The organism is Nocardia brasiliensis ATCC 700358 (genome assembly GCF_000250675.2).
In the GTDB taxonomy this organism is placed as follows: domain Bacteria; phylum Actinomycetota; class Actinomycetes; order Mycobacteriales; family Mycobacteriaceae; genus Nocardia; species Nocardia brasiliensis_B.
Map to the genome: position 1 here is coordinate 2260429 of NC_018681.1, position 26637 is coordinate 2287065.

Genomic DNA, 26637 nt, shown 5'->3' on the forward strand with positions numbered 1-26637 from the left:
CAAACGAAAAGGAAACCTGATGAATACGACCGTTCCAGTCCCGCACGGCCTCCCCATGGAACGCAACGCCGGCCCCTTCGATCCACCCCGGGAGATCACCCAGCTCCGCGCTGCTCGCCCGGTCAGCCCCCTGATCTTCCCGGACGGTCACGAAGGCTGGCTCGTGACCGGCTATGACGCCGTCCGGCAGCTCATGGCAGACACCCGGTTCAGCTCTCGGCAGGACATCGGCATCGTGCACGTCCCGTACGAGACCCCCGGCATGCCCGCCGCGACCGAGCCGTCCCCGCCGATGCCGGGCTTGTTCATCGCGATGGACCCGCCGGAGCACACTCGGTTCCGGCGCAAGTTGATCGGCGCCTTCACCGTCCGGCGGATGAAGATGCTCGAAGAACACATCATCGAGATCACCGAGCGGCAGTTGGACGAGATGGCGCGGCTCACGCCGCCGGTCGACCTGGTCAAGGCGTTCGCGCTGCCGGTGCCTTCGCTGGTGATCTGCGAACTGCTCGGCGTCCCCTACGCGGACCGCGAGACGTTCCAGGTCAATTCCGCCAAGTTCCTGGTCAAGGATCAGACGCTCGACGAGAAGATGGCCGCGTTCGGCGCGATGCTGGGCTACTTGACCGGACTGGTCACACAGAAGCGGGCCGCCCCCGGTGAAGACATCCTGTCCGACCTGGCCCAACAGGAGGATCTGACCATCGAGGAACTGACCGGAATCGCGTTCCTGCTGCTGCTCGCGGGGCACGAGACCACCGCGAACATGCTGGCCCTCGGCACTTTCGCGCTCCTGGAACACCCCGAGCAACTGGCGGAACTGCGCGCGAACCTCGAGCTGGTGCCCGATGCCGTCGAGGAACTCATGCGCTATCTGTCCGTCGCCGACATCTTCTATCGCTACGCCACCGAGGACATCGAACTCGGCGGTGAAACCATCCGCGCGGGGTCGACGGTGGTCGTCTCGCTGCTGGCCGCCAACCGCGACCCGCTGCGCTTCGACCGCCCCGACGACCTCGACCTGCATCGCACCTCCCGCGGCCATCTGTCCTTCGGCCACGGCGTCCACCAGTGCCTCGGCCAGCAGCTGGCCCGCATCGAGATGCGCGCCGGGTTCGAGCGACTCCTGCGCCGCTTCCCGACCCTCGAACTGGCCGTCCCCGCCGCCGACGTGAAACTGCGCACCGACATGAACATCTACGGCGTCCACGAACTCCCGGTCACTTGGACGGTGTAGTTATCTCGCCGGTCAGGTAGCGCTGCAAGGTGGGGGCGATGGCGGTGATCAGGTCTTCGGCGGGGGCGGAGGCCATGGGTTCGATGCCGACAATCTTGCGGGCCATCAGGAGACCGATCATTTGGGAACCTACCAATGCGACCCGGAGGCGTCCGTCGTCGTCCGGCGTGGCGATGCGCAGGCGGACCCGTTCCAGTACGACCTCGAGGATGAAGGAACGGGCCAGCGAGGTGTCGCCGCCCGCGATGATGCTGCGCACCATCGCGACGACACCGGCGCCGGCCGGCGAATCCCAGACGGCGAGCACCCCGCGCAAGATGGTTTCGCCGAGCCGGTCGATCGGGGCCGCGTCGACGGCGCCCAACGTGTGTTCGGGATTCACCGGCAGTTGCACGACGGCGCCGAAAAGCTCCTGTTTGGTGCCGAAGTAGTGGTGCACCAAGGCCGGATCGACGCCCGCGTCCGACGCGACGGCACGGATCGAGGTCTTGTCGAAACCCGCCTCCGCGAACCGGGCGCGGGCCGCGTCCAGGATCGCCTCGCGCGCTCCGGACTGCCCTGGCCGGCGTCCGGAACGCGCGGGGCGACCTCGGGAACCGTTCACTGAGTGCGCCGCCGAAGTGTCGCGGCGCCGAGGCACAACGCGACCACCGAGAACCCGGCGACCACCGCGAGATCGCGCCACATCGTGCCGGTCGCGTTCGGATGTGTCGAAACCTCTTGCAGCGCATCGACCGCATAGCTCATCGGCAATACGTTACTGATCGCCTCCAGCCAGCCGGGCAGCTCCCCGCGCGGAACGAGCAAGCCGCACAGGAAGATCTGCGGCGCGACCACCACCGGCATGAACTGCACCGCTTGAAATTCGGTGCGCGCGAACGCACTTGCCAGCAGGCCGAGCGCGACACCGCACACCGCGTCGACCACCGCGATCAGCACCACCCAGCCGGGGTTGCCCGCGGAGTCGAGCCCGAGCAGCCCGAACGACACCAGGCAGGCCACCCCGGCCTGGGCCGCCGCGGCCAACGAGAACGCGGTGCCGTAACCGCCGAGCAGGTCGAGCTTGGCCAGCGGCGTGGTGAGCAGCCGCTCCAACGTGCCCGAGGTGCGTTCGCGCTGCATGGCGATGGCCGTGATCAGGAACATCACGATGAACGGCAGGATGCCGAGCATGCTGATGCCGACCCGGTCGAACAGCGAGACCGGATTGAACGGGCTGGGCGGGGTGTCTTTGTAGATGAAGTAGAGCAGCGTCATCAGCAACGCGGGCACCACCACGATCATGGCCACGGTGCGATGGTCGTTGCGTAGCTGACGCAGGATGCGGGTGGTGGTCGCGAGATAGGGGCGGAGAGTGGGAGTCCGTCGTGTCGCGGACTCGGTGCTGCGGGTCATGATGCGGCCTCGGGTCGTATGGGCAGTGCCTGCGAGGGAATGGTCGGTGCTCATGCCGCCCGTCCCATCGTGATCAGTGCGAGGAAAGCGCGTTCGAGGTTCTGTTCGCCGGTTTCGGCGCGCAATTCGTCCGGGCTCAGCTGGGCGAGCAGGCGACCTTCGCGCATGAGCAGCAGCCGATCGCAGTGTTCGGCCTCGTCCATGACATGGCTGGACACGACCAGCGTGGTGCCGGCCGCGGCCAGCTCCTTGAACTGTTTCCACAGATCGACGCGCAGCACCGGGTCCAGGCCGACGGTCGGCTCGTCCAGCACGAGCAGGTCCGGTTGGGCGACCAGGGCGCAGGCCAGTGACGCGCGAGTCTTCTGCCCGCCGGAGAGTTCGTCGCCGCGCTGCCTGGCGTGTTCGCCGAGGCCGACCGCCTGGATCGCCGCGTCGACGGCGGCGCGTTCGCGCCCGTACAGTGCCGCGAAGTAGGCGACGTTCTCGTGCACGCTGATATCGGAGTAGATGCTGGGCGCCTGCGTGACGTAGCCGATGCGGTGCCGTAATGCCGCCGATCCCGCAGCCAGGCCGAGCGCCGAGATCTCGCCGGATTCGACGATCTGGGTACCGACGATGCTGCGCATCAGCGTGGTCTTCCCGCACCCCGACGGCCCGAGCAGCCCGGTGATCGAGCCGCGCGGAATGGTCAGCGAGACATCGTGCAGGACTCGGCGTCCGCCGCGCCGCACGGAAAGGTTCCGGACATCCACGGCCGCGGAGGAGTGGGTTTGCGACATGGCCGCCTCAATTCATCAAGTGTTGAATTCACTGTGTGATGAATTTAGCGCGGCATGCCTGTCCAGGCAAGACCCTGGTGCATCTGCTCGGCGTGTTGCGCTCGTGTGGTTGGAAGCGGCGTCAGTGGCCGTGATGCGGGGGCGGGGGCACGGCGGAACCGCCCGGATCGACCACCGCGAATTGGCCCATCATGCCGCGGTCTTCATGCCAGAGCAGGTGGCAGTGATACATGTACGGCGTCGTCGGATCGGCCGGACCGTCGAACCGCAGGGCCAGTTGCACGGTGGTGTTCGGCGGTAGGAAGACGGTGTCTTTCGGGCCGGTGAGATGAGCGGGCGGTGGTCCGTCGTTCCTGCGGAGCACGCGGAACTGCACGTCGTGGATGTGGAAGTTGTGCGGCATGCCGTCGTTGTTGCGCACGGTCCAGGTTTCGACGGTCCCGCGGGTGACGGTGAAGTCGATGCGGTCCATCGCCATCGGTTTCCCGTTGATACCGGACAGGTTCAACTCGAAGCGACGTTCGACGACCGAATCGGAACCGTCCGGAGTCGACGGTTGCGCCAGTGCCGCGGGCAGTTCGGGCGACGGGCGCAACGTGTCGGCGGCGCGGAGTTCCAGGACGTCGAAGGTGTCGTCGCCGCCGGCGAAGCGCTGGGTCCAGAAGTCGAGACCGGCGTCGAGTTCGTTGCTGCGCAGGATGGTTCGTTCACCCGCCCGCATCCGCACGACGATCTCCGCTCGCTCGCCCGGCGAGAGCGGTAATCGGTCCAGCGAGAGCGGCCGTTCGATCAGCCCGCCATCGGTCGCGACAAGGGCGAAGGCGCGCTCGTCGGCGAAGCCGAAGGTGTAGGTGCGGGCGGTCGACGCGTTGAGCAGTCGCAGCCGGACCAGTTCGTCGCCGACCGTACGATAGGGCGCCATGGTGCCGTTCACCATGGTCTGATCGCCGAGGAAACCGACGTCGCGGAAAATCGCGTGCGACGAATCCAATTCGGCCCCACGGAACTTCACGTCCTGGACGATGACCGGCAGATCGTCGACGCCGTAATTCTTTGGTAGCGGCAGTGTTTCGGAGATCTCATCGTCGAGCAGGAACAGGCCCGCCAATCCGCGCCGTACATGGTCCTCGGTCGCGCCGTGTGGATGCGGGTGGTACCAGAGCGTCGCGGCGGGCTGCTCGATCCGCCACTGCGGTTGCCAGAATGCACCGGCCTGCACCATCTGATGGGGCCCGCCATCCATGGCCGCCGGGAGGTGCATGCCGTGCCAGTGCACGGTCGACGCCTCGGGTAGCTGATTGCGCACGGTCACCGCGACGTTCTCGCCGCGCCGCGCCCGCAGCGTCGGACCCAAGTAGGTGCCGTTGAATCCCCACGTCTCGGTAGCGTGACCGGCTCGGAATTCGGTTCGCCCCGAACGCATGTCGAGCTCGAACTCGCGAGTGCCGTCCGCGCGCAGGCGGCCCGTCACAAGGGGTGGCACGGCGAGTTCGTTGCGGAATTCCGTGCTGCCCACCGTGGACACGGTGGCGTGCACGAAAACCCACGTGACCGCGCCGCCGGCGGTGAGCGCGAACAGTACGGCCAGGGTGCCGAGAATCAGAACGAACCGCCGCCACCTGCGCGGCCGGAAAACCGAAGACATTGTCCGACGGTAGGAATCGGCGGGGCGGCGGCGCATCCGGGAGTGTCCCGAGCCGGCCCTGATTTCCGACAGCCGCGTTCTCGGGGGCGGACACCCGGAAAGGCGTCTGAACTGCGGCTATGCGATGTGGTGCAGGTCACAGTGCTGAGGTGTCACGTTGCCGAGGGGTCGTTTGTCCCATGGTCGTCATCAAGCCCCCGAGCATCGGAGAACCCCATGGACACCGCGCACCGCATCGTCATTCTCGGCGGCGGCTACACCGGAATGGTGGCGGCCGCGCGATTGGCTCGGCGCACCCGCAAGCAGGACGTGCGGATCACGCTCGTGAACCCGTCGGCGCGCTTCACCGAGCGGCTTCGGATGCACCAGATCGCCGCGGGCCAAGAGCTGGCCGACCATCGCATCGCCGACATCCTGGCCGGCACCGGCGTCGAATTCGTCCAGGGCTGGGCCACTTCCCTCGACCCGGCCTCGGGTCACGTCCTCGTCGACGGCACCCGGACGCTGCCCTACGACGAACTGATCTATGCGCTGGGCAGCAGCACCGACACCGATATCGTGCCCGGTGCGGCCGACCACGCGTGGACGCTCAACGATCCCCGGGCGGCTCACCGCTTCGCCGAACGTTTGAATGTGGTTGCGGCGCAGGGCGGTACCGTGGCGGTCTGCGGTGGCGGACTGACCGGCATCGAGGCGGCGGCCGAAATCGCCGAGAACCACCCGGGATTGCGGGTCACGCTGATCAGCAGCGGTGCGCCCGGCGCCATGATGAGCGACAAGGCGCGTGCCTACCTGAACCGTGCGTTCGATCGCCTGGGCGTTGTCCGCGAAATCGGCCGGGCGGTCACCAAGCTGCTGCCGGACGCGGTCGAATTGGCCGGTGGCACTGTGGTTCCCGCCGATCTCACGCTGTGGACCACCGGTGTGCGGGTCGCGCCGCTGGCGGCAGCGGCGGGCATCGCGACCGACGAGCGCGGGTTGATCGTGGTCGACGAGACCCTGCGCTCGGTCTCACATCCGAACATCCACGCGGTGGGTGACGCGGCCGCGATCCGGATGCCCTGGGGGCAGATCCACGGCACCTGCCAGAGCGGCATACCGACGGCGGCGTACACCGCCGATGCGATCGCACGCGAGCTGCGCGGGAAGGCGCCGAAGCCGTTCCGGTTCGGCTACTTCCATCAGCCGGTCAGCCTGGGCCGCCGGGATGCGATCATCCAGTTCACCAGGTCGGACGACACACCGGGCCGGTTCTACCTGACCGGCCGGGCCGCGGTGGCCTACAAGGAGTCGGTCAGCGCCAGCCCGGTTCCGATCGTCCGGTTCAGCCGCCGGATGAACGTTCCGGTCAAGTTGCGGGCCGGCCGTCGCGCCGACGCACCTGCCGTGTGACGCGGATTCGGAGATGTGTCGGGTGCGTTTGGGAGCATGACCGGATGATCGACGTAATGCCTGAGCAGGATCCTTTTCTAGAACACCGGCGGCTGCTGTTCGCTACCGCGTATCGGATGCTGGGCACCGTCACCGATGCGGAAGACGTCCTGCAGGACACCTGGCTCAAATGGCACGAGACCGATCAGGCGACGGTGCGACACCCGAAGGCCTACCTGGTGCGCACCGTCACCAACCTGTCGCTCAACCGGCTCACTTCCGCCCGGGCCACCCGCGAGAACTACGTGGGCCCCTGGCTGCCCGAACCACTGCTCACCGCACCGAATGTCGCCGAGGAGACCGAATTGGCCGACACCGTCTCCACCGCGATGCTCGTGATCCTGGAAACCCTGACACCGGTGGAACGCGCCGTGTTCGTGCTGCGGGAGGTGTTCGGCTACACGCACGCCGAAATCGCGGACACCCTGGACCGTCCCGAGGCGACCATCCGCCAGATCGCGCATCGCGCCCGCGGGCACGTGCAATCGCGGCGGCCGCGCGTCGACACCGACAAAGCCGAGCGGGACCACATCACCGCGCAATTCATGGCCGCCTGTGCCGGCGGCGACCTCAACGCGCTGATGGATCTGCTCGCACCGGACGTGACGCTGTGGTCCGACGGCGGCGGCATCGTGACCGCGGCGCGCCGTCCATTGCACGGCCCGGATCACGTCGCCCGCTGGATTCTCGGCGTGCTGGCGAAACCGGTGTCCGCGGGCATCGAGCTGGAATCCGCCTACGTCAACGGTGAACTCGGCGCGCTGGCCTGCCTGGACGGAAATCCGGGTGGTGCGTTCACCTACGACATCGTCGACGGCCGTATCCAGAATCTGCGTTTCCAGGTGAACCCGACCAAATTGAAAGGTCTCTACCTGGACCCCGACCCACTCGGATGACGGGGTGCGGGCGGCCGACGTTCTAGGCTCCTGCCGTGACCAACCAGAGCGCAGAGCTGTCCGCCGACGGGGGACAGGTGCGGGCTTCGACCCTGGAGCTGTTCTTCGATCTCGTCTTCGTCTTCACCATCACCCAGTTGACGCACGTATTCACCCATCACCCGGGCTGGCCGGCGCTGGGCCAGGTAGCCCTGGTCTTCGGGTTGATCTGGTGGATGTACAGCGGGTACGTGTGGCTCACCAACGAGGTGGCGCCGAACAGTTCGGCGCGGCGCACCTGGCTGCTGATCGGCATGTTCTCGTTCTTCGTGCTCTCGCTGGCCATCCCGGACGCGTTCCACGGCACCGGGATCGCGTTCGGTGTCGGCTACGTCCTGGTGACCGCCGTGCACACCGCGCTGTTCGCGTCCGGGGGCGGCGCGTCGGCCGCGCTCGCCATCAAACACATCGGGCCGTTCAATGCGGTCGCCGCCGCCCTGGTGCTGGCGGGTGGCTTCGTCCACGGCTGGGCACAGTACCTCTGCTGGGGAGTCGCGTTCGCCGTGCAGATCGTCAGCCCCTACCTGATCGATACCGGTGACTTCGTGGTCCGCGCGACGCACTTCTGCGAGCGGCACGGGCTCGTCATCATCGTCGCGATCGGCGAGTCCATCGTGGCGATCGGCGCCGGACTGGCCGGGGAGAAGATCACGCCGCAGCTGATCGTCACGGTCTCGCTCGCGCTGTGCCTCGCCTACGTCCTGTGGTGGGCGTTCTTCGGCTTCGACGACGAACGGGGCGAACACGCGCTGGCCGCGGTGCCTGATCGGGAACGTTCCCGTCCGGCACTGGTCGCTTACGGTTACGCTCTGTATCCACTGCTCATCGGCGTGATCCTCACCGCGGCCGGTATCCAGATGAGCATCGGGCACGGGAACGAATCCGTCGGCGTGGCCACCGCGGCCGCACTGTCCGGCGGCGTCGCGCTGTATTTCCTCGCCCAGTTCTGCTTCCGATCGGCGCTGCGGCTGCCCCGGCCCTGGATGCGCCTGATCGCCGCGGCGGCGGTCACCGCGACCATCCCGATCGGCGTGGTGTGGGTGGCCTGGGCGCAGCTGGCGGCACTGGTCGCCGTCGGCTATCTCGCGGTGATCGCGGACGACCTGATCACCCTGCGCTCGGGGCAGCACAGCTCCTACGTGTAGATCACGCGACCGATACCGCGGCGCGGGCGACGCGCGATATGTTGGGGCGACCCAGCGAGTTTGCTGGACATTTCGCCGAATATCGCTCTGTTGCAAGGAATTTCGCTATGCCTTCGAAACCGCTGCTCGGTTTGTTCGCTGCCGTCGTCGGTCTTGCCGCCCTGATCTCCGCGCCCGCCTCTGCTACGCCTCTGCTGTCCGCGGCGTGCCCGTCGGGCCAGTACGAGAACGTGGACAACCGCTGCGTGCCGCGGCCACAGCAGGCGGCAACCCCGCCGGACGGCGCGACCGCGCGGTGCAAGGACGGCACCTACAGCTTCAGCCAGCACCGCAGCGGCACTTGCTCGGGGCACAAGGGTGTCGCCGAGTGGCTGGTGAATCTGCCCAAGTAGGCGTCTTGGACAATGGTGGGTGTGTGTGCCGATGAGCTTGCCGTCGAACCGCCCACCGCCGCTCGTCGTCTGTTGGGCTCGACACTGTGGTCCGGGCCGGTCGGTGTGCGGATCGTCGAGGTCGAGGCCTACGGCGGTGATCCGGCCGGACCGTGGCACGATCCGGCGTCGCACTCCGGGCGCGGGCGCACCAAGCGCAACGCGGTGATGTTCGGCCCGGCGGGGGTGCTGTACGTCTACCTCAGTTACGGCATGCACATGTGCGTCAACGTGACCAGCGGACCGGACGGCACCGCCAGCGCGGCGCTGATCAGGTCGGGCGAGGTGATCGCGGGTTTCGACGAGGCCCGCGCGCGCCGTCCGGCCGCGCGCACCGATGCCGACTTGGCAAGGGGGCCGGGCAATCTCGGTAGTGCGCTGGGAATCACACTCAGCGACTACGGAACTCCGCTGTTCGAGCCGTCCTCGGCGATCCGGCTGGAGCTCGCCGACCCGGTGGCCGCGAAGGACATCGCGAGTGGCCCGCGTGTCGGTGTCAGCGTCGCGGCGGACCTGCCCTGGCGGTTCTGGCTGCCGGGTGTTGCCGCGGTGTCCGCGTATCGGCGCAGTCCGCGCGCGCCGCGCGCCGCGGCGTCCTGATCGCCGAGCCCCGTCGATGCCCGGAAATTCGCTCGACCTGCGGGTGACGATGTCGAGACACTGAGGCCCACTCGAGGCACGACAACCCGTGCGGAAAGATGGGCAACCGTGAGCGGCGACATCATCGACGAACTGACCTGGCGCGGACTGATCGCGCAATCCACCGACCTGGACGCGCTGCGCGCTTCCCTGGACGCTGGCCGGTTGACCGTCTATGCCGGCTTCGATCCCACCGGGCCCAGCCTGCACGCCGGGCACCTCGTTCCGCTGCTGGCGCTGAAGCGCTTCCAGCGCGCTGGCAATCGCCCGATCGTGCTGGCCGGCGGCGCCACCGGCCTCATCGGTGACCCGCGCGATGTCGGTGAGCGCACCATGAACTCCAACGACACCGTGCGGGACTGGTCCGATCGGATCCGTTCGCAACTGGAACGGTTCGTCGACCTGGACGATTCGTCGACCGGCGCGGTGGTCGTCAACAACATGGACTGGACCGGCCAGCTGTCCGCGGTCGACTTCCTGCGGGATGTCGGCAAGCACTTCTCGGTGAACGTCATGCTGGCGCGCGACACCATCAAGCGCCGCCTCGACGGTGAGGGCATCTCCTACACCGAGTTCAGCTACATGCTCTTGCAGGCCAACGACTACTTGCAGTTGCGCCGCAACTACGACTGCACGTTGCAGGTCGGCGGCTCCGACCAGTGGGGCAACATCATCGCGGGCGTCGAACTGAACCGGCGGGTGGACGGCGCCGCGGTGCATGCGCTCACCGTTCCGCTGGTCACCTCGGCCGACGGCAAGAAGTTCGGCAAGTCGACCGGTGGCGGCAGCCTGTGGCTGGACCCGGAGATGACCAGCCCGTACGCCTGGTACCAGTACTTCGTGAACACGGCCGACGCCGATGTCATCCGGAACCTGCGCTGGTTCACCTTCCTCTCCCGTGAGGAACTTGCCGAACTGGAACAGGCCACGGCGGAACGTCCGCACGCGCGGGAGGCGCAGCGCAGGCTGGCCGCCGAGATGACCACGCTGGTGCACGGCGAGGCGAACACCCGAGCTGTGCAACTGGCCAGCCAAGCGCTGTTCGGCCGCGGCGAACTCCGGGACTTGGACGAACCGACCCTCGGTGCGGCACTGCGCGAAGCCGCCGTCGCCGAATTGCAGGCGGGGGAGCCGAGCACGATCGTGGACCTGCTCGTCGCCACCGGACTGAGCGAAAGCCGGGGCGCGGCCCGTCGCGCGGTGAACGAAGGCGGCGCGTCGGTGAACAACGAGCGGATCTCGGACCTCGAATGGACCCCCGCGGACAGCGACTACCTGCACGGACGCTGGCTGGTGCTGCGCCGCGGCAAGAAGAACCTCGCCGGCGTTCTGCGGGCAGGCGCATGAAGATCGCCGTGGCTTGAGTCACATCCGTGTGATTCAAGCCGTTCGGCGGCCCGATCGCGACGCTCTGACCTGCGGAAACGCGAGCGTGAGCAGCGGATTTGACGTAGCGTTATCCGCCGCGTAACTTATTCCAGGTCAGAGCGACACGGACACCGACCCGGAGCCGAGAAGCCAGCGGAAACGCTGAGCGGAAGGACCGGGAAACGAGGTAGTACGGGGAGCGCCTGGCCAACCAAGTAAGATGTCTAGGGTGATCACGCGGACTTGACTCTGCGGGAGAAGCCACTTAGGCTGGAACAGTTGCCTCACGGACGATCCGGTTAACGCCGGGGACGAAGTGTGTGCGTGTGTTCTTTGAGAACTCAATAGTGTGTCGATGAATGTCAGTGCCAATTATTTATTGGTTCCGGCCTCTCTGGACCCCCGTCTGGGTGAGGTTGGACATTTAGTCAGCAAATCTTTTTGCTGGCGTTTTGTTTTGCTGGGTTTTCGGACTCTAGTTAGATATTTCTGATTCGCTCTCTTCGGAGGGTGTTTCGAGAGTCTTCAACGGAGAGTTTGATCCTGGCTCAGGACGAACGCTGGCGGCGTGCTTAACACATGCAAGTCGAGCGGTAAGGCCCTTCGGGGTACACGAGCGGCGAACGGGTGAGTAACACGTGGGTGATCTGCCTCGCACTTCGGGATAAGCCTGGGAAACTGGGTCTAATACCGGATATGACCTTTCAGTGCATGCTGTTGGGTGGAAAGATTTATCGGTGCGAGATGGGCCCGCGGCCTATCAGCTTGTTGGCGGGGTAACGGCCCACCAAGGCGACGACGGGTAGCCGACCTGAGAGGGTGACCGGCCACACTGGGACTGAGACACGGCCCAGACTCCTACGGGAGGCAGCAGTGGGGAATATTGCACAATGGGCGGAAGCCTGATGCAGCGACGCCGCGTGAGGGATGACGGCCTTCGGGTTGTAAACCTCTTTCGACAGGGACGAAGCGCAAGTGACGGTACCTGTAGAAGAAGCACCGGCCAACTACGTGCCAGCAGCCGCGGTAATACGTAGGGTGCGAGCGTTGTCCGGAATTACTGGGCGTAAAGAGCTTGTAGGCGGTTTGTCGCGTCGTCCGTGAAAACTTGGGGCTCAACCCCAAGCTTGCGGGCGATACGGGCAGACTTGAGTACTTCAGGGGAGACTGGAATTCCTGGTGTAGCGGTGAAATGCGCAGATATCAGGAGGAACACCGGTGGCGAAGGCGGGTCTCTGGGAAGTAACTGACGCTGAGAAGCGAAAGCGTGGGTAGCGAACAGGATTAGATACCCTGGTAGTCCACGCCGTAAACGGTGGGTACTAGGTGTGGGTTTCCTTCCACGGGATCCGTGCCGTAGCTAACGCATTAAGTACCCCGCCTGGGGAGTACGGCCGCAAGGCTAAAACTCAAAGGAATTGACGGGGGCCCGCACAAGCGGCGGAGCATGTGGATTAATTCGATGCAACGCGAAGAACCTTACCTGGGTTTGACATACACCGGAAACCTGCAGAGATGTAGGCCCCCTTGTGGTCGGTGTACAGGTGGTGCATGGCTGTCGTCAGCTCGTGTCGTGAGATGTTGGGTTAAGTCCCGCAACGAGCGCAACCCTTGTCCTGTGTTGCCAGCGGATTATGCCGGGGACTCGCAGGAGACTGCCGGGGTCAACTCGGAGGAAGGTGGGGACGACGTCAAGTCATCATGCCCCTTATGTCCAGGGCTTCACACATGCTACAATGGCCGGTACAGAGGGCTGCGATACCGTGAGGTGGAGCGAATCCCTTAAAGCCGGTCTCAGTTCGGATCGGGGTCTGCAACTCGACCCCGTGAAGTTGGAGTCGCTAGTAATCGCAGATCAGCAACGCTGCGGTGAATACGTTCCCGGGCCTTGTACACACCGCCCGTCACGTCATGAAAGTCGGTAACACCCGAAGCCGGTGGCCTAACCCCTTGTGGGAGGGAGCCGTCGAAGGTGGGATTGGCGATTGGGACGAAGTCGTAACAAGGTAGCCGTACCGGAAGGTGCGGCTGGATCACCTCCTTTCTAAGGAGCATCTCCAGTGAGTGTCTCGAAGAGTCGAGATTGCTTCTGGCAGAGCCGTTTCGGACTCATATGTGGTCCGGCGGAGCTCATGGGTGGAACGCTGACAAGCTCATCGCATCGTGATCGGAGCCATGTCTTCGGTCCGCGGTGATATACCGACACACTATTGGGTCCTGAAAGAACAGACGTTCTTTCCAGGCAAGATAACGACAGGACTTGGTCCGCAGTCATACCGCGAGGGTTCCTCGGCTGGTGCTGCAGGTGGGCTGAGTTTTGTGTGTTGTTTGAGAACTGCACAGTGGACGCGAGCATCTTTGTTAGTAAGTGTTTAAGAGCGTACGGTGGATGCCTTGGCACCAGGAGCCGATGAAGGACGTAGGAGGCTGCGATAAGCCTCGGGGAGCTGTCAACCGAGCTGAGATCCGAGGATTTCCGAATGGGGAAACCCAGCACGAGTGATGTCGTGTTACCCGCATCTGAATATATAGGGTGTGTGGAGGGAACGTGGGGAAGTGAAACATCTCAGTACCCACAGGAAGAGAAAACAATAGTGATTCCGTGAGTAGTGGCGAGCGAAAGCGGAAGAGGCTAAACCGTTCAGATGTGATACCCGGCAGGGGTTGTCTGGACGGTGTTGTGGGGTCTTTCTTCTCAATTCTGCCGGATTGGGCGTGAGTCAGAAACCGTTGGGTTAGTCGAAGTGGTCTGGAACGGCCTGTCGTAGAGGGTGAGAGTCCCGTAGACGAAAACTCAACGGCTTGCGTGGAAGATACCCGAGTAGCAGCGGGCCCGTGAAATCTGCTGTGAATCTGCCGGGACCACCCGGTAAGCCTGAATACTCCCTGGTGACCGATAGCGGACTAGTACCGTGAGGGAAAGGTGAAAAGTACCCCGGGAGGGGAGTGAAATAGTACCTGAAACCGTGCGCTTACAATCCGTCAGGGCCTGCGAGTGACTTGTCACTGTGGGTGATGGCGTGCCTTTTGAAGAATGAGCCTGCGAGTTAGTGGCATGTGGCGAGGTTAACCCGTGTGGGGTAGCCGTAGCGAAAGCGAGTCCGAATAGGGCGTTTTGAGTCGCATGTTCTAGACCCGAAGCGGAGTGATCTACCCATGGCCAGGGTGAAGCGACGGTAAGACGTCGTGGAGGCCCGAACCCACTTAGGTTGAAAACTGAGGGGATGAGCTGTGGGTAGGGGTGAAAGGCCAATCAAACTCCGTGATAGCTGGTTCTCCCCGAAATGCATTTAGGTGCAGCGTCACGTGTTTCACGCCGGAGGTAGAGCTACTGGATGGTCTAGGGGGCCTACAAGCTTACCGAAATCAGCCAAACTCCGAATGCCGGTGTGTGAGAGCGTGGCAGTGAGACTGCGGGGGATAAGCTTCGTAGTCGAGAGGGAAACAGCCCAGATCGCCGGCTAAGGCCCCTAAGCGTGTACTAAGTGGAAAAGGATGTGGGGTCGCGAAGACAACCAGGAGGTTGGCTTAGAAGCAGCCACCCTTGAAAGAGTGCGTAATAGCTCACTGGTCAAGTGATCCTGCGCCGACAATGTAGCGGGGCTCAAGTACACCGCCGAAGCCGCGGCATTCACACAATACATCCGCCATCTTCTACGGAGGGTGGTGCAGTGGTGTGGATGGGTAGGGGAGCGTCGTGCAGCCATGGAAGCAGCGGAGTGATCCAGTTGTGGAGGCTGTGCGAGTGAGAATGCAGGCATGAGTAGCGAAAGACGAGTGAGAAACTCGTCCGCCGAATGACCAAGGGTTCCTGGGCCAGGTTAATCCGCCCAGGGTGAGTCGGGACCTAAGGCGAGGCCGACAGGCGTAGTCGATGGACAACGGGTTGATATTCCCGTACCCGTGTATCCGCGCCCAATGGCGAATCAGTTGTGCTAACCATCCAAAACCCAAAAGACTTCCTTCGGGAAGCTGGAGGGGGCTGCATGGGACCCTGGCTGTAGTAGTCAAGCGATGGGGTGACGCAGGAAGGTAGCTGGGCCAGTCAGTGGTTGTACTGGTGTAAGCCTGTAGGGCGAGACGTAGGCAAATCCGCGTCTCATGCGCCTGAGAGGTGATGCGTAGCCGATTGAGGCGAATTCAGTGATCCTATGCTGCCGAGAAAAGCCTCTAGTGAGTTGGTACACGGCCCGTACCCCAAACCGACACAGGTGGTCAGGTAGAGAATACTAAGGCGATCGAGAGAACTGTGGTTAAGGAACTCGGCAAAATGCCCCCGTAACTTCGGGAGAAGGGGGACCCGGTCTGGTGATGGCACGTGCTGCCTGAGCTGGGTTGGGTCGCAGAGACCAGAGAGAAGCGACTGTTTACTAAAAACACAGGTCCGTGCGAAGTCGTAAGACGATGTATACGGACTGACGCCTGCCCGGTGCCGGAAGGTTAAGAGGACCGGTTAGCGATCTTCGGGTTGCGAAGCTGAGAATTTAAGCCCCGGTAAACGGCGGTGGTAACTATAACCATCCTAAGGTAGCGAAATTCCTTGTCGGGTAAGTTCCGACCTGCACGAATGGCGTAACGACTTCTCTGCTGTCTCAACCACAGACTCGGCGAAATTGCATTACGAGTAAAGATGCTCGTTACGCGCGGCAGGACGAAAAGACCCCGGGACCTTCACTATAGCTTGGTATTGGTGTTCGGTACGGTTTGTGTAGGATAGGTGGGAGACTGTGAAATCGGCACGCCAGTGTCGAGGGAGTCATCGTTGAAATACCACTCTGATCGTATTGGACTTCTAACCTCGGACCATGATCTGGTTCAGGGACAGTGCCTGGTGGGTAGTTTAACTGGGGCGGTTGCCTCCTAAAATGTAACGGAGGCGCCCAAAGGTTCCCTCAGCCTGGTTGGCAATCAGGTGTCGAGTGCAAGTGCACAAGGGAGCTTGACTGTGAGAGCGACAGCTCGAGCAGGGACGAAAGTCGGGACTAGTGATCCGGCACCGGCAAGTGGAAGCGGTGTCGCTCAACGGATAAAAGGTACCCCGGGGATAACAGGCTGATCTTCCCCAAGAGTCCATATCGACGGGATGGTTTGGCACCTCGATGTCGGCTCGTCGCATCCTGGGGCTGGAGTAGGTCCCAAGGGTTGGGCTGTTCGCCCATTAAAGCGGCACGCGAGCTGGGTTTAGAACGTCGTGAGACAGTTCGGTCTCTATCCGCCGCGCGCGTCAGAAACTTGAGGAAGGCTGTCCCTAGTACGAGAGGACCGGGACGGACGAACCTCTGGTGTGCCAGTTGTTCCGCCAGGAGCACCGCTGGTTAGCTACGTTCGGAAGGGATAACCGCTGAAAGCATCTAAGCGGGAAGCCTGTTCCAAGATGAGGTTTCTCACCCTCTTGAAGGGTTAAGGCCCCCCACAGACCATGGGGTTGATAGGCCAGAACTGGAAGCTCGGTAACGGGTGTAGGTGACTGGTACTAATCGGCCGAGGACTTACCAACAAAGAAGCTACGCGTCCACTGTGCAGTATCTGAAACAACACACAGACACTGCAGCAGATACCCAGTCTGTCAGTCCCTTTTCGGAGGGTTGGCGGGGGTGGTTGTCAGCGCTGCTGTGTGGATAGTTTCATAGAGTTACGGCGGCCATAGCGGCAGGGAAACGCCCGGTCCCATTCCGAACCCGGAAGCTAAGCCTGCCAGCGCCGATGGTACTGCACTCGACAGGGTGTGGGAGAGTAGGACACCGCCGGAACATCCTTCACGATAGGGGACCCAGATTCTGGGTCCCCTATCGTCGTTTCAGCACCTTGACGTGCCAGGACGACATCGCCGTGTCAGGCCCCCACCAGGACACGTGATTCAATTTGTGGGGCCCCGACCAACTCTTGCGGACCTCAGAAAGGGATCACCGTGTCGGAACAGAACGACGACCGGAACTCCTTCCGGCGCGGCGAGGGATCCGATCGCCCCTCTCAGGGCAGTGGGGCCGGCGACTCGTCGCGGAACCGTCCCGACCGCGACAGCGGCCAGCGCGGCGGTTTCCGGCGCAACAGCGACTCCGGCAACCGGAACAACTCGAGTGAGCGCGGTGGATACCAGCGCCGCGAGGGTTCCGGCGGCTACAACCGCGATTCGGGCAACCGCAGCGGCGGCTCGGGTGATCGCGGCGGATTCAACCGTTCCAGCGAGCGCGGCGGCTTCCACCGCAGCAGCGATTCCGGCGAGCGCGGCGGGTCGAACCGCGGCAGCTCCGGAGACCGCGGCGGATTCAACCGTTCCGGTGAACGTGGTGGTTTCAATCGTGGCGGTGATTCCGGTCGCGGGGGCTTCAACCGAAGTGACTCGGGCGACCGTGGTGGTTTCACGCGCGGTGCCGACTCCGGCCGTGGCGGTTTCGACCGCGAACGCGGTTCCGAACGCGGCGGCTTCGATCGCCGTTCGGACGATCGCGGCGGCGATGCCGGCAGCCGTGGCGGTTTCAAGCGCAGCGGCGACTCGGGCGATCGTGGCGGTTTCAACCGCGGGGGTTCCGGAGACCGCGGCTTCAACCGTGGCGGCGACTCGGCCAACCGTGGCGGTTTCAAGCGCAACAACGATTCGAACGAGCGCGGCGGATTCAACCGCAGCGGTTCCGGAGACCGTGAGGGTTTCAACCGCGGTGGCGATTCCGACAGCCGTGGTGGCTTCAAGCGCAGCGGTGATTCGAACGATCGCGGCGGATTCAATCGCGGCAGCGACTCCGGTGAACGGGGCGGTTTCAAGCGCGGTGGTTCCGACGATCGCGGCGGCTACAACCGTGATTCCGGCGGCCGCAGCGGTGACAACCGGGGCGGCGATTCGAACGATCGCGGGTTCAACCGTGGTGGCGATTCTGGTGAGCGCGGCGGTTTCAAGCGCGGCGGCTCCGACGATCGCACCGGCTTTAAACGCGGCGGCTCGGGCGATCGTGGCGGCTTCAATCGAGGAGACTCTGACCGCGGAAACTTCCGGCGGGGCGGCGATTCGGGTGGCCGCAGCTTCGATCGGGGTAGCGAATCGCGGGGTAGTGGCCCGGACGATCGTCGTCGCGGTGGTGAAGGCGCCCGCGTCGGTGGTGGCGATCGGTCGCAGGACCGGCGCGCACCTCGTCCGGAAGAGCCTGATCTTCCCGATGACGTGCAGGCCGCCGATCTCGAGCCTGCGGTCCGCCGTGATCTGCTGAGCCTCGACAAGTCGAATGCGGAGGCCGTGGCCCGGCACCTGGTGATGGCGGCTCGGCTCATCGACGACGATCCCCGTTTGGCGCTCGCGCATGCGCGTGCCGCACGTCAGCGTGCGGGCCGTATCGCGGTGGTCCGGGAGACCGCCGGCGTGACGGCGTATCACGCGGGTGAATGGGCGGAGGCCTTGGCCGAGTTGCGGACCGCGCGCCGGATGTCCGGTGGGTCCGGTCTGCTCGCTGTCATGGCGGATTGCGAACGCGGCCTCGGCCGTCCCGAGCGCGCGATCGAGCTCGGCCGTAGTGATGAGGCCCGCGCCCTCACCGGCGATGAGGCGACCGAGCTGCGCATCGTCGTCGCCGGCGCCCGCATGGATCTCGGTGAGTACGACCAGGCCGTGGTCACTTTGCAGACCTCGGAACTGGACCCGGCTCGCACCGGTTCGGCCGCGGCCCGCCTTTTCTACGCCTACGCTGACGCTCTGGTCGCCGCCGGCCGCACCGACGAGGGACTCACCTGGTTCCTCAACGCCGCCTCCGCCGACCTGGACGGCGAAACCGACGCCGAGGAACGCGCCGACGAACTCACCGGCAACAACTTCCCCGACAACGACTCGGAGCAGTGACACCGCCCGGCTAGCGCCCATCCAGGGCCTCGCCCTGCACCGCTGATCAACCAGTTTCTCGACCCCACCTGAGTGCTCCTCTCGAATCGCAGGTGTGGCCTATTTCTGGGCGTCGTGGACTTTGGACACGGCGTCTTCGGTGTCTGCGGCCATCGCATCGAGCACCTGGTCGAAGCTCAGCCCCTGTTCGCGCAGGCTGCGGATAGTTTCGTAGCCGGCAGCGGTGACGTCGTCGAATCGAGCCCGGTTGGCCCGGTAGATCGCCGCGTCCTGCGGCACGGCGGCCTCGAGCTCCTTGCGCAACTCGACCGCGGGCAGATCGGTGGCATAGACCGGCGAGCCGGGCTGCTGGCGCCAGGACCGGTCGAGGGCGCCGCCGTCGACCGGGTCGAATCCGGCCTGGTCGACAAGCTCGCTGAGGCGGTCTTTTGCGGACCCGTCGGGGCCTGCGATCGGCAGCCCGAACCGCTGCGGCGACCCTGGCGCTCGGCCGCCGTCACGGATACTCACGTAGGTGATGTTGTTGAACGCCTTGAAGATCGGGCGCCCGATCAGCCCGGACAGCCACACCGTGTCCGGGTCCGGGGTATCGGTATCACCTAGTCCGGGCAGGACACCGTCGCGTCCCGGGTAGTAGTTGCCGGTGTCGACGATGATCGTCTCCGGCCCCGCGTGCTCGGCTACCAGCGCGGCGGCCTTTTTCACGGCACTGTAAGGCAGCGCGAGGAACAAGATCTCCGAAGCGGCGGCTACATCGGCGGCCCAGCCCGCACTCAGTCCGTCGACCAGCAAGTCGGACAACGATTCCGGTTCGCGCGAGTTCGCGACCTGCACCGTGTGCCCGACCGTTGCCAAGTGCCGCGCGAGGGTACCGCCGAGAATTCCCGCACCGATCACACCAATTGTCACCATCTCCAGACTCCTTTCCCGAAAAGATCCACGGCGCCGACGTTGCGGCACCCATGGTCTTGCACACGACCATGGTGGACTTCCGGTTACCTACCAATCGGTGCATGTCCGCAGGACGTGGGCGGGAGTCGACCCCGTGCCGCGCTCAGCAGTTCGGCACGCTCTACCCGATAGGGTGACCGTGCGGTCGGTTTGACTCACTCGGTGTGCTGAAGAGGGGTGTCGATGTCCGAAGTGCGGTTGCCGAAGGCTGTCGAGGTGGTGGGTGCGCGTACGCACAACCTCCGGAATATCGATGTGGACGTCCCCCTCTGGTCGTTGGTGATGTTGACCGGACTGTCGGGGTCGGGGAAGTCGTCGCTGGCGATGGGGGTGCTGTACGGGGAGGGGTCGCGGCGGTACCTGGACGGGTTGTCCGCGTACACGCGGCGCCGGATCGGGCAGGTGGCCCGTCCGGATGTGGATCGGGTGGATTTTCTGCCGTCGGCACTGGCGCTGCGGCAGCGCCCGCCGGTGCCGGGGCGGCGCAGCACGGTCGGGACGATGACCGAGGTGCTGAATGTGGCGCGGCTGATGTTTTCCCGGCTCGGCCGGCATGTGTGCCCGAACGGGCATCGGATCGAGCCGAATCTGGTGCGCAGTGCGCAGCTGTGGCTGGACTGCCCGGTGTGTGGCGCGCATTTCGAGCATCCGAGCGCGGAATCGTTCTCGTTCAACACGCTGGGCCGGTGCCCCGGCTGCGACGGCCTCGGGGTGCGCGACGAAATCGACACGGCGACACTGATTCCCGACGACAGCCTGAGCGTCCTCGAAGGCGCGGTAGCGCCATGGAATCTGGCAGGCCGCAGCTATATGCCGCAGGTGGCCGCGGATCTCGGGGTGCGGATCGATGTGCCGGTGGCGGAATTGACCGACGCGGAGCGGGCGATTCTGCTCGACGGCCCGCCCGAGCCGCGCCTTGTTACTCTCACCAGCAAGGCAGGTCGCGCGGTGAGCGCGAACATGACCTACGAAAGTGCCCGTCGCGCAGTGCAGAACGCGGCGACGAAAACCACGAGTGAAACCACCCGCCAGCGTTTGAGCAGGTTCTTCACCACGCACACCTGTCCGGTTTGTCAGGGCAGCAGGTTGCGGCCCGAGGCGCTGACGACGACGCTGTCGGACCGCGACATCGCGCAGGTGAGTGCCGAAAGTCTGGACGCGCTGGCCGATTTCGCGGAACAGGTGGCGGTGACACTGCCCGCCGAGATGCGGCCACTGTCGGATCGGCTCGCCGAGGAGCTGACCGCGGCCGTGGAACCGTTGCGCCGGTTGGGCATCGGATACTTGAGCTTGGATCGGGCCGGGGCGACGTTGTCGACGGGGGAGCGGCAACGGATCGAGTTGTTGTCGACGTTGCAGGCGCGTTCCACGGGCATGCTCTACGTGCTGGACGAACCATCGGTCGGCCTGCATCCGGCCAATGTCGACGGATTACGCGCGGTACTGCGTGGGCTTGTCGCGGCGGGCAATTCGGTGGTGGTGGTCGATCATGACGTCGCGTTGCTGCGCGAAGCCGATCACCTGATCGAGATGGGGCCGGGGGCGGGCAGGCAGGGCGGGACGGTGGTCGCGCAGGGGAGCGCCGCCGATCTCGCGGCATGCGCGGATTCGGTGACCGGACCGTACCTTTCCGGCAGTGCCGGAACGCAATTCCGCGCCCCGCACCCAATCGACACCGCCGCACTGGAGATCACCGTCGACGGGCTGTACACCCTCCGCGATGTCAGCGCGCGAATCCCGCTGCGGCGCTTGACCGTAGTGACGGGCGTGTCCGGATCAGGCAAGACGGCACTGGTGTTGGACAGCCTCGTTCCCGCGCTCACCGCGGACGTACCGCCCGCGCATGTGCGGCTACTCGACCGCGCGGGTATCCGCGCCGTGGTCGAGGTGGACGCCACTCCGATCGGCAACAACTCCCGGTCGACCCCGGTCACCTACAGCGGCGCACTCGACCCGATCCGCCGCTGGTTCGCCCGGGAATCCGGCCGCACCGCCGCGCACTTCTCCTACAACACCGCGGCGGGACAGTGCCCGACCTGCCTGGGCCTCGGCGAGCTGGATCTCGACATCCAGTATCTGCCCGATCTCACGGTCAGCTGCCCGGACTGCCACGGCGCCCGCTACAACCCGGAGGTGCGTGCCGTCACCGTCGACGGCTTGACCATCGCCGATGTGCTGTCGCTGACGGTGGCCGAGGCGGTCGACCGGTTCGCCGCGCACCCGAAGATCGTTGCGCCCCTTCGTGCGGTGCGTGATGTCGGCCTCGGCTACCTGTGCCTCGGCGAGCCCACGCCGAGCTTGTCCGGTGGTGAGGCCCAGCGACTGCGCCTGGCCACTGCGCTGCGCTCCGAGCAGGCCGATACGTTGTACGTCTTCGACGAACCTTCGATCGGATTGCACCCCAACGATGTTCGTACTCTGCTCGCCGTCCTGGATCGGCTGATCGACGCGGGCGCAACGGTTCTCGTCATCGATCACGATCTGGACGTGATCGCCAACGCCGACCACATCATCGATTTAGGACCCGGCGGTGGTCCGGACGGCGGGCGGATCGTCGCCACCGGCACACCGGCCGAGATCACCGCGGCGGCCGACAGCCGGACGGGCTACTGGCTCGGGCGTCATCTCGCCGGGCGGGGAGCCGACTCTGTGCGTACGGTCTAGCGGTGACCGGCTGGATCGTGCACGCGGACAGTCTTCTCCTGCGATCCCGTCGAACCACCCAATAGCGAGCGGTCGTTTTCTATCCTGGTTGTCGCGCGAGAAGTCCATCGGCAGAAGAGGAACCATGAGCCTGATCCGTACCGACCGAAACGGTGCCGTTCTCACCGTATGGCTGGACAATCCGCCCTACAACTTCCTGACCAGTGCGATCATGTCCGAACTGGCGGCGCTGCTGACCGCGCTGGAAACCGATGCCGAGATTCGCGCCGTGGTGCTGACCAGCGCGGTCGAGGACGTGTTCGTCAGCCACTACGACGTGGCCGAGATCCTGGCGGGCGCGGAAGCCGCGCCGGTCACCCTCACCCAGCGCACGGCGTCGGCGGCCCTGCATGCGAGTCGCGCCGCCGATCGGATCCCGGGCGGACAGGCCGTCTTGGCCAGGGCCGGCGCGAGCGGTGTCGCGGATCTGCGGCAGTACCACGAGGTCTGCCGGCGAATGCGCAACGCGGACAAGGTATTCATCGCCGCACTGAACGGACGCACCCTGGGCGGCGGTTGTGAACTGGCGTTGTCGTGTGATCTGCGGCTGATGGCCGATGGTCCGTTCGAAATCGGCCAGCCGGAGATCCTGGTGGGCATCATTCCCGGGGGTGGCGGCACGCAGATGCTGACCCGGGTGCTCGGCGCGGGCCGGGCGATGGAACTGTGCCTGGAGGGCGCGCCGATCACACCCGCCCGTGCGCTCGAGATCGGTCTGGTGCACCGCCTGGTCGAGCCGTCCGGCCTGCTCGCCGAGGCGCAGGCGACCGCCGCCCGGCTCGCTCGGCGCTCGCCGGTGGCGGTCGGCGCGTTGAAACGCGCCATCTACGAAGGCGGTTCGGAGCCGCTCGAAAAGGGGCTGCACTATGAGCGCGCCGGTTTCCTGGAGACGAGTTCCACTCCGGTGGCCAAGCGGGCAATGAGGGCCTATCTCGACGAGATCCGTGCGGTGGAGTCCGACGGCCGCGACCTGGCGAGTTTCGTGGCCGAAAGGCTGCCCCGCTGGGTCGAGGGCAGCGTGGTCGACTTCACGAATCCGGCTGGGAAACAACAGGATCGCTAGCTTTCCGGGTTCGCTCGACTGGCGGCAGCATCAGGCTGAGCCCGATCGCGGCGATCGGCACGAAGCACAGGGTGGTGAGAACCGCCTGTGGCCCTTGATGATCGGCGATGAGACCGAGTAGCGGCACGAAGAGCCCGCCCACACTCACCGCGAGCCCGAGGGTGACGCCCGCGGCGGTGCCGGGACGGCTGGGCAGGTAGTCCTGGCCCAGCTTGACCAGCACCGCGAACGGGATGTTCACGATCACGCCGGTGAGCGCGGCCAGGGCGAGCGCGAGGTGCGGGCTCGGCACGAACCGCAGTGCGGCGATCGCGGGAATCGCTGCGACACTGCCGATCTGGATCGTGCGGGTCATGCCGATGCGGTCGGCGATGCGGCCGCCGAGCAGGGTGCCCGCGACGCCACCGACCAGGAAGGCCGCCAAGGCGACGCCGCCCAGGGTGGGCGAGCTGCCCAGCGCATTGATCCAGTACAGCGCGAGAAAAGTGTTCAGGCCGAAGGAGATGATCGAGCGCACCACCGCGACGGCGGTGAGCACGAAGAACGGCCGCCAGCGATCGTGTCCGGCGGCGGCGACCACGCCACGCAACCCCGAGGTGCGCCGCAATTGATAGCGCCACAGCACGAATCCCATCAGCACCGCGGGCGGGATGAACAACGCGGTCGCCCCCACCCCGTAGGCCACCAGGGCCGGTGTCGCGAGTGCGGGCGCGAGGAAGAACCCGACGCTGCCGCCGGCCGCGAACAGGCTCATCGCAGAAGCGCTGTGGCCCGCGTCGCGGCGGGCGTCCCGGCCCGCCGCGGGATGGAAGGCGGCGATGCCGAGGCCGGAGACGAGCAGCAGCATCCACACCAACCAGTAGGCCGGTGCCAGTCCTGCGAGACCGGCCCCGATGCCCGCGACCGCCAGCCCTGCTGGCGCCAGCCACAGCAGCCGCCACCGGTCGGCGAGCACCCCGAGGATCGGCTGCGGCAAGGAGCTGCCCAGAGTGGCGGCGAGCGCCAGCCCCGACGCGGCCACGTAGCTGTAGTGCCGCTCCAGCACGAAGAACGGGATGCTGGCGGGCACGAGGCCCTGGTAGAAGTCGTCGACCGCGTGCGCGACCATCCAGTACCGCATCCGTTTCCACGGCGACAGGTGCTCGGTCCGCAAGGTCTGTTCGAGCTCGGCGCTCACCATCGAAAGTCCTCCTCCATCCGTACCGCTCAGCAGCCTATGAACGGATCGGGGTTGCCGACTTCCGATAAAATGCCCAGCTGTGCCGATATTCAGCCAAGATTCGACGGTGGCGAAGACGCTGAACGGTGGCGCGCGCATCGATCGGCACCGGCATGCCGAGCACCAGGTGGTGTATCCGAGTTCCGGAGTGGCCGAGGTCCGCACCGACGCGGGGAGCTGGATCGCGCCCGCGGACCGGGCGATCTGGATTCCCGCCGGGTGTGCGCACGAGCATCACTTCTACGGGCCGACGCGATTCCATACCGTCGGTTTTCCGTTCGACCTGGCACCCGACTGGACCACGCCCTCGGTGATCGCCGCGGTGCCGCTGGTCCGCGAGTTGATCATCACCTGTTCGACCTCGACCGACCTGCCCGACGACGAACTCGTGCCCTTACGCCGGGTGCTGCTCGATCAGTTGCGGCGCAGCCCCGAGCAACCGTTGCGGTTGCCCGCCGCCCGGGACGAGCGGCTCCGAAAAGCTTGCGCGCTGGTCGAGTCCGACCTGACCGAGGTGTGGACGCTGGCCGGGCTCGGGCGCCAGGTCGGTGCGGCCGAGCGCACGCTGACCCGGCTGTTCCGCACCGAACTGGCGATGACCTATCCGCAGTGGCGCACGCAGCTGCGCCTGCACCATGCCGTGCAGTTGCTCGCCGAGCGGGTGCCGGTGACCGTCGTCGCGCATCGGTGCGGCTGGTCGTCGGCGAGCGCGTTCATCGAGGTCTATCGCCGCTCGCTCGGCCACACGCCGGGGGCGTACCGGCCGAACTGAGCGGTCGCCTATTTTTCGAACTGGGCCCGCTTCCAGTCTCCGTACGGTTCGTCGCGTTCCCGGACGGCCTCGCGGAAACCCTCGGTGGCCGCACGCAATTGGAAGGCATAGCCCTCGCGGGTGTGCCGGGAGATGCCGTCGAAGACCGTGCTGATCATGCCGGAGTTGGCCACGCCCTGGGCCAGCAGCGCGCTGTTGAGCGCCAGTTTGGCCATGATCAGCTGGTTGACCGGCATCCGGGCGATGCGCTCGAGCAGGGCCTCGGTGCGTGCGTCGAGTTCATCGGCCGGCGGCGCCTCGACCGCGAGACCCCATTCCTCGGCCTGTTTGCCGGACAGGCAGTCACCGGTGAACAGCAACCGCTTCGCGCGCTGATCGCCGAGCCGGTGCGCCCACATGCCCGCGGCCGGGATGCCCCAGACCCGGGTGGGCGGGTAGCCGATCTTGGTGTCGTCGGCGCAGATGATCTGGTCGGCGTAGAGCGCGATGTCGGTGCCGCCCGCGACGGCGAAGCCGTGCAGTTTCGCCACGGTCGGTTTGTTGGCGTACAGCAGGCTGGCGAAGCCGCGGTTGAACCGGCTCATCATCGCGTAGTCGACCATGGGATCCCAAGTGTCCCAAGGGGTGTGGTTGCGCGCCTGGATCACGGGATCGAGCACGGTGCCAGCCGGCGAATCTGCCGCCTCGGCGGGGCCGAAGGAGTTCTCCGCGAAGATCGACAGGTCGTACCCGCCGCAGAACCCTTTGCCGCGCCCGGACACCACCATCACGTGTACCCGGGGATCGAGGTCGGCGCGTTCGACCGCGTGCGCCAGCTCGACGGGCGTGTCGGAGGTGATCGCGTTGCCGTGCTCGGGGCGGTTGAACGTGATCCGGGCGATCCGGCCGGTGACTTCGTAGGTCAGCGTGCGGTAGGTGGCCTCGGCGGGTGGGAGCGGACGATCCGACCAGGGGGAATCGGGCGACTCGGTGAGCCCCTCGTACCAGGCGGCCGGCCGGGTGCCGGAGTGATTGTCGAAGTCGGGCAACGGGTTTCCTGACTATGTCGGTGTATTCGGCGCGTGCGCGGCAGAACCTCATATTACATACTTGTATCAAT

The 26637-nt window shown here is 65.4% G+C and carries 17 protein-coding genes, 3 rRNA genes and 1 pseudogene; 14 read left to right on the top strand and 7 right to left on the bottom strand.

The annotated features are described in order from the left end of the window. Positions 1 to 19 precede the first annotated feature (19 nt). Entirely contained in the window at positions 20 to 1237 is a 1218-nt protein-coding gene (locus O3I_RS10105) for a cytochrome P450 (protein ID WP_041562530.1), read from the top strand. Here the strand turns inward: O3I_RS10105 and O3I_RS10110 are convergent. The 4 genes from O3I_RS10110 to O3I_RS10125 all read right to left on the bottom strand — a co-directional run bounded on the left by O3I_RS10110 (position 1221) and on the right by O3I_RS10125 (position 5059). Further along, positions 1221 to 1841, bottom strand: a complete 621-nt coding sequence (locus tag O3I_RS10110) for a TetR family transcriptional regulator (RefSeq protein ID WP_014982809.1) — start codon at positions 1839 to 1841, stop codon at positions 1221 to 1223. The genes O3I_RS10105 and O3I_RS10110 overlap by 17 nt on opposite strands. Then, the gene (locus tag O3I_RS10115; protein WP_029892685.1) at positions 1838 to 2632 is read right to left on the bottom strand and encodes an ABC transporter permease; all 795 of its coding nucleotides are present in this window, start codon (positions 2630 to 2632) and stop codon (positions 1838 to 1840) included. The genes O3I_RS10110 and O3I_RS10115 overlap by 4 nt, the downstream gene beginning before the upstream one ends. Positions 2633 to 2682: 50 nt before the next feature. Further along, positions 2683 to 3414: an ABC transporter ATP-binding protein gene (locus O3I_RS10120; RefSeq protein ID WP_014982811.1), complete on the bottom strand. Its 732-nt coding sequence runs from the start codon at positions 3412 to 3414 to the stop codon at positions 2683 to 2685. Between the two features lie 121 nt (positions 3415 to 3535). Then, entirely contained in the window at positions 3536 to 5059 is a 1524-nt protein-coding gene (locus tag O3I_RS10125) for a multicopper oxidase family protein (protein WP_014982812.1), read from the bottom strand. Between the two features lie 216 nt (positions 5060 to 5275). Between O3I_RS10125 and O3I_RS10130 the strand changes: the two genes are divergently transcribed. From O3I_RS10130 to O3I_RS43705, 10 genes and pseudogenes are all read left to right on the top strand, one after another. Further along, complete coding sequence (locus tag O3I_RS10130; RefSeq protein ID WP_014982813.1) at positions 5276 to 6451, top strand: NAD(P)/FAD-dependent oxidoreductase; 1176 nt, start codon at positions 5276 to 5278, stop codon at positions 6449 to 6451. Between the two features lie 44 nt (positions 6452 to 6495). Continuing rightward, on the top strand, positions 6496 to 7386 hold the full coding sequence (locus O3I_RS10135) for an RNA polymerase sigma-70 factor (protein ID WP_014982814.1): 891 nt from the start codon (positions 6496 to 6498) through the stop codon (positions 7384 to 7386). Positions 7387 to 7421: 35 nt separating this feature from the next. Continuing rightward, positions 7422 to 8570, top strand: coding sequence for a low temperature requirement protein A (locus O3I_RS10140; RefSeq protein ID WP_014982815.1), 1149 nt, complete (start codon positions 7422 to 7424; stop codon positions 8568 to 8570). A 107-nt stretch (positions 8571 to 8677) separates the two neighbouring features. After that, positions 8678 to 8962: a DUF3761 domain-containing protein gene (locus tag O3I_RS10145; protein WP_014982816.1), complete on the top strand. Its 285-nt coding sequence runs from the start codon at positions 8678 to 8680 to the stop codon at positions 8960 to 8962. Positions 8963 to 8974: 12 nt separating this feature from the next. After that, positions 8975 to 9601, top strand: coding sequence for a DNA-3-methyladenine glycosylase (locus O3I_RS10150; protein ID WP_014982817.1), 627 nt, complete (start codon positions 8975 to 8977; stop codon positions 9599 to 9601). Between the two features lie 108 nt (positions 9602 to 9709). Further along, the gene (gene tyrS, locus O3I_RS10155; protein WP_014982818.1) at positions 9710 to 10987 is read left to right on the top strand and encodes a tyrosine--tRNA ligase; all 1278 of its coding nucleotides are present in this window, start codon (positions 9710 to 9712) and stop codon (positions 10985 to 10987) included. A gap of 546 nt (positions 10988 to 11533) precedes the next feature. Further along, positions 11534 to 13052 (top strand): 16S ribosomal RNA (locus tag O3I_RS10160). 318 nt (positions 13053 to 13370) lie between these two features. Then, positions 13371 to 16505: ribosomal RNA gene (locus tag O3I_RS10165) — 23S ribosomal RNA — on the top strand. A 136-nt stretch (positions 16506 to 16641) separates the two neighbouring features. Next, positions 16642 to 16758 (top strand): 5S ribosomal RNA (rrf, locus tag O3I_RS10170). The 16S, 23S and 5S rRNA genes sit together here, the layout of an rRNA operon. Before the next feature lie 992 nt (positions 16759 to 17750). Next, positions 17751 to 18830, top strand: a pseudogene (locus O3I_RS43705) (hypothetical protein); the annotation flags it as partial. A gap of 99 nt (positions 18831 to 18929) precedes the next feature. Here O3I_RS43705 and O3I_RS10180 read toward each other — a convergent pair. Continuing rightward, on the bottom strand, positions 18930 to 19742 hold the full coding sequence (locus tag O3I_RS10180) for an NADPH-dependent F420 reductase (RefSeq protein ID WP_014982820.1): 813 nt from the start codon (positions 19740 to 19742) through the stop codon (positions 18930 to 18932). A 222-nt stretch (positions 19743 to 19964) separates the two neighbouring features. On the opposite strand from O3I_RS10180, the gene O3I_RS10185 reads away from it, so the two are divergent. After that, entirely contained in the window at positions 19965 to 22445 is a 2481-nt protein-coding gene (locus O3I_RS10185) for an excinuclease ABC subunit UvrA (RefSeq protein ID WP_041563614.1), read from the top strand. 124 nt (positions 22446 to 22569) lie between these two features. Next, complete coding sequence (locus tag O3I_RS10190; protein ID WP_014982822.1) at positions 22570 to 23547, top strand: enoyl-CoA hydratase/isomerase family protein; 978 nt, start codon at positions 22570 to 22572, stop codon at positions 23545 to 23547. Here O3I_RS10190 and O3I_RS10195 read toward each other — a convergent pair. Beyond that, positions 23513 to 24727 carry an MFS transporter gene (locus O3I_RS10195; RefSeq protein ID WP_014982823.1) on the bottom strand — a complete coding sequence of 405 codons (1215 nt, stop codon included), beginning with the start codon at positions 24725 to 24727 and terminating at the stop codon, positions 23513 to 23515. The two genes, O3I_RS10190 and O3I_RS10195, sit on opposite strands and share 35 nt — an antisense overlap. Before the next feature lie 85 nt (positions 24728 to 24812). On the opposite strand from O3I_RS10195, the gene O3I_RS10200 reads away from it, so the two are divergent. Beyond that, positions 24813 to 25538, top strand: a complete 726-nt coding sequence (locus O3I_RS10200) for an AraC family transcriptional regulator (RefSeq protein ID WP_041563616.1) — start codon at positions 24813 to 24815, stop codon at positions 25536 to 25538. A gap of 8 nt (positions 25539 to 25546) precedes the next feature. Here O3I_RS10200 and O3I_RS10205 read toward each other — a convergent pair whose 3' ends face one another. Then, positions 25547 to 26566 carry a crotonase/enoyl-CoA hydratase family protein gene (locus O3I_RS10205; RefSeq protein ID WP_014982825.1) on the bottom strand — a complete coding sequence of 340 codons (1020 nt, stop codon included), beginning with the start codon at positions 26564 to 26566 and terminating at the stop codon, positions 25547 to 25549. Positions 26567 to 26637: the final 71 nt, after the last annotated feature.

Bases quoted from the DNA above. Each gene is read 5' to 3' on its own strand.
- O3I_RS10105 (WP_041562530.1), top strand. From the start codon at position 20: ATGAATACGACCGTTCCAGTCCCGCACGGCCTCCCCATGGAACGCAAC.
- O3I_RS10190 (WP_014982822.1), top strand. From the start codon at position 22,570: ATGAGCCTGATCCGTACCGACCGAAACGGTGCCGTTCTCACCGTATGG.
- O3I_RS10125 (WP_014982812.1), bottom strand. From the start codon at position 5,059: ATGTCTTCGGTTTTCCGGCCGCGCAGGTGGCGGCGGTTCGTTCTGATT.
- O3I_RS10115 (WP_029892685.1), bottom strand. From the start codon at position 2,632: ATGACCCGCAGCACCGAGTCCGCGACACGACGGACTCCCACTCTCCGC.
- O3I_RS10185 (WP_041563614.1), top strand. From the start codon at position 19,965: ATGTCCGAAGTGCGGTTGCCGAAGGCTGTCGAGGTGGTGGGTGCGCGT.
- O3I_RS10135 (WP_014982814.1), top strand. From the start codon at position 6,496: ATGATCGACGTAATGCCTGAGCAGGATCCTTTTCTAGAACACCGGCGG.
- O3I_RS10120 (WP_014982811.1), bottom strand. From the start codon at position 3,414: ATGTCGCAAACCCACTCCTCCGCGGCCGTGGATGTCCGGAACCTTTCC.
- O3I_RS10150 (WP_014982817.1), top strand. From the start codon at position 8,975: ATGGTGGGTGTGTGTGCCGATGAGCTTGCCGTCGAACCGCCCACCGCC.
- O3I_RS10145 (WP_014982816.1), top strand. From the start codon at position 8,678: ATGCCTTCGAAACCGCTGCTCGGTTTGTTCGCTGCCGTCGTCGGTCTT.
- O3I_RS10180 (WP_014982820.1), bottom strand. From the start codon at position 19,742: ATGGTGACAATTGGTGTGATCGGTGCGGGAATTCTCGGCGGTACCCTC.
- O3I_RS10195 (WP_014982823.1), bottom strand. From the start codon at position 24,727: ATGGTGAGCGCCGAGCTCGAACAGACCTTGCGGACCGAGCACCTGTCG.
- O3I_RS10130 (WP_014982813.1), top strand. From the start codon at position 5,276: ATGGACACCGCGCACCGCATCGTCATTCTCGGCGGCGGCTACACCGGA.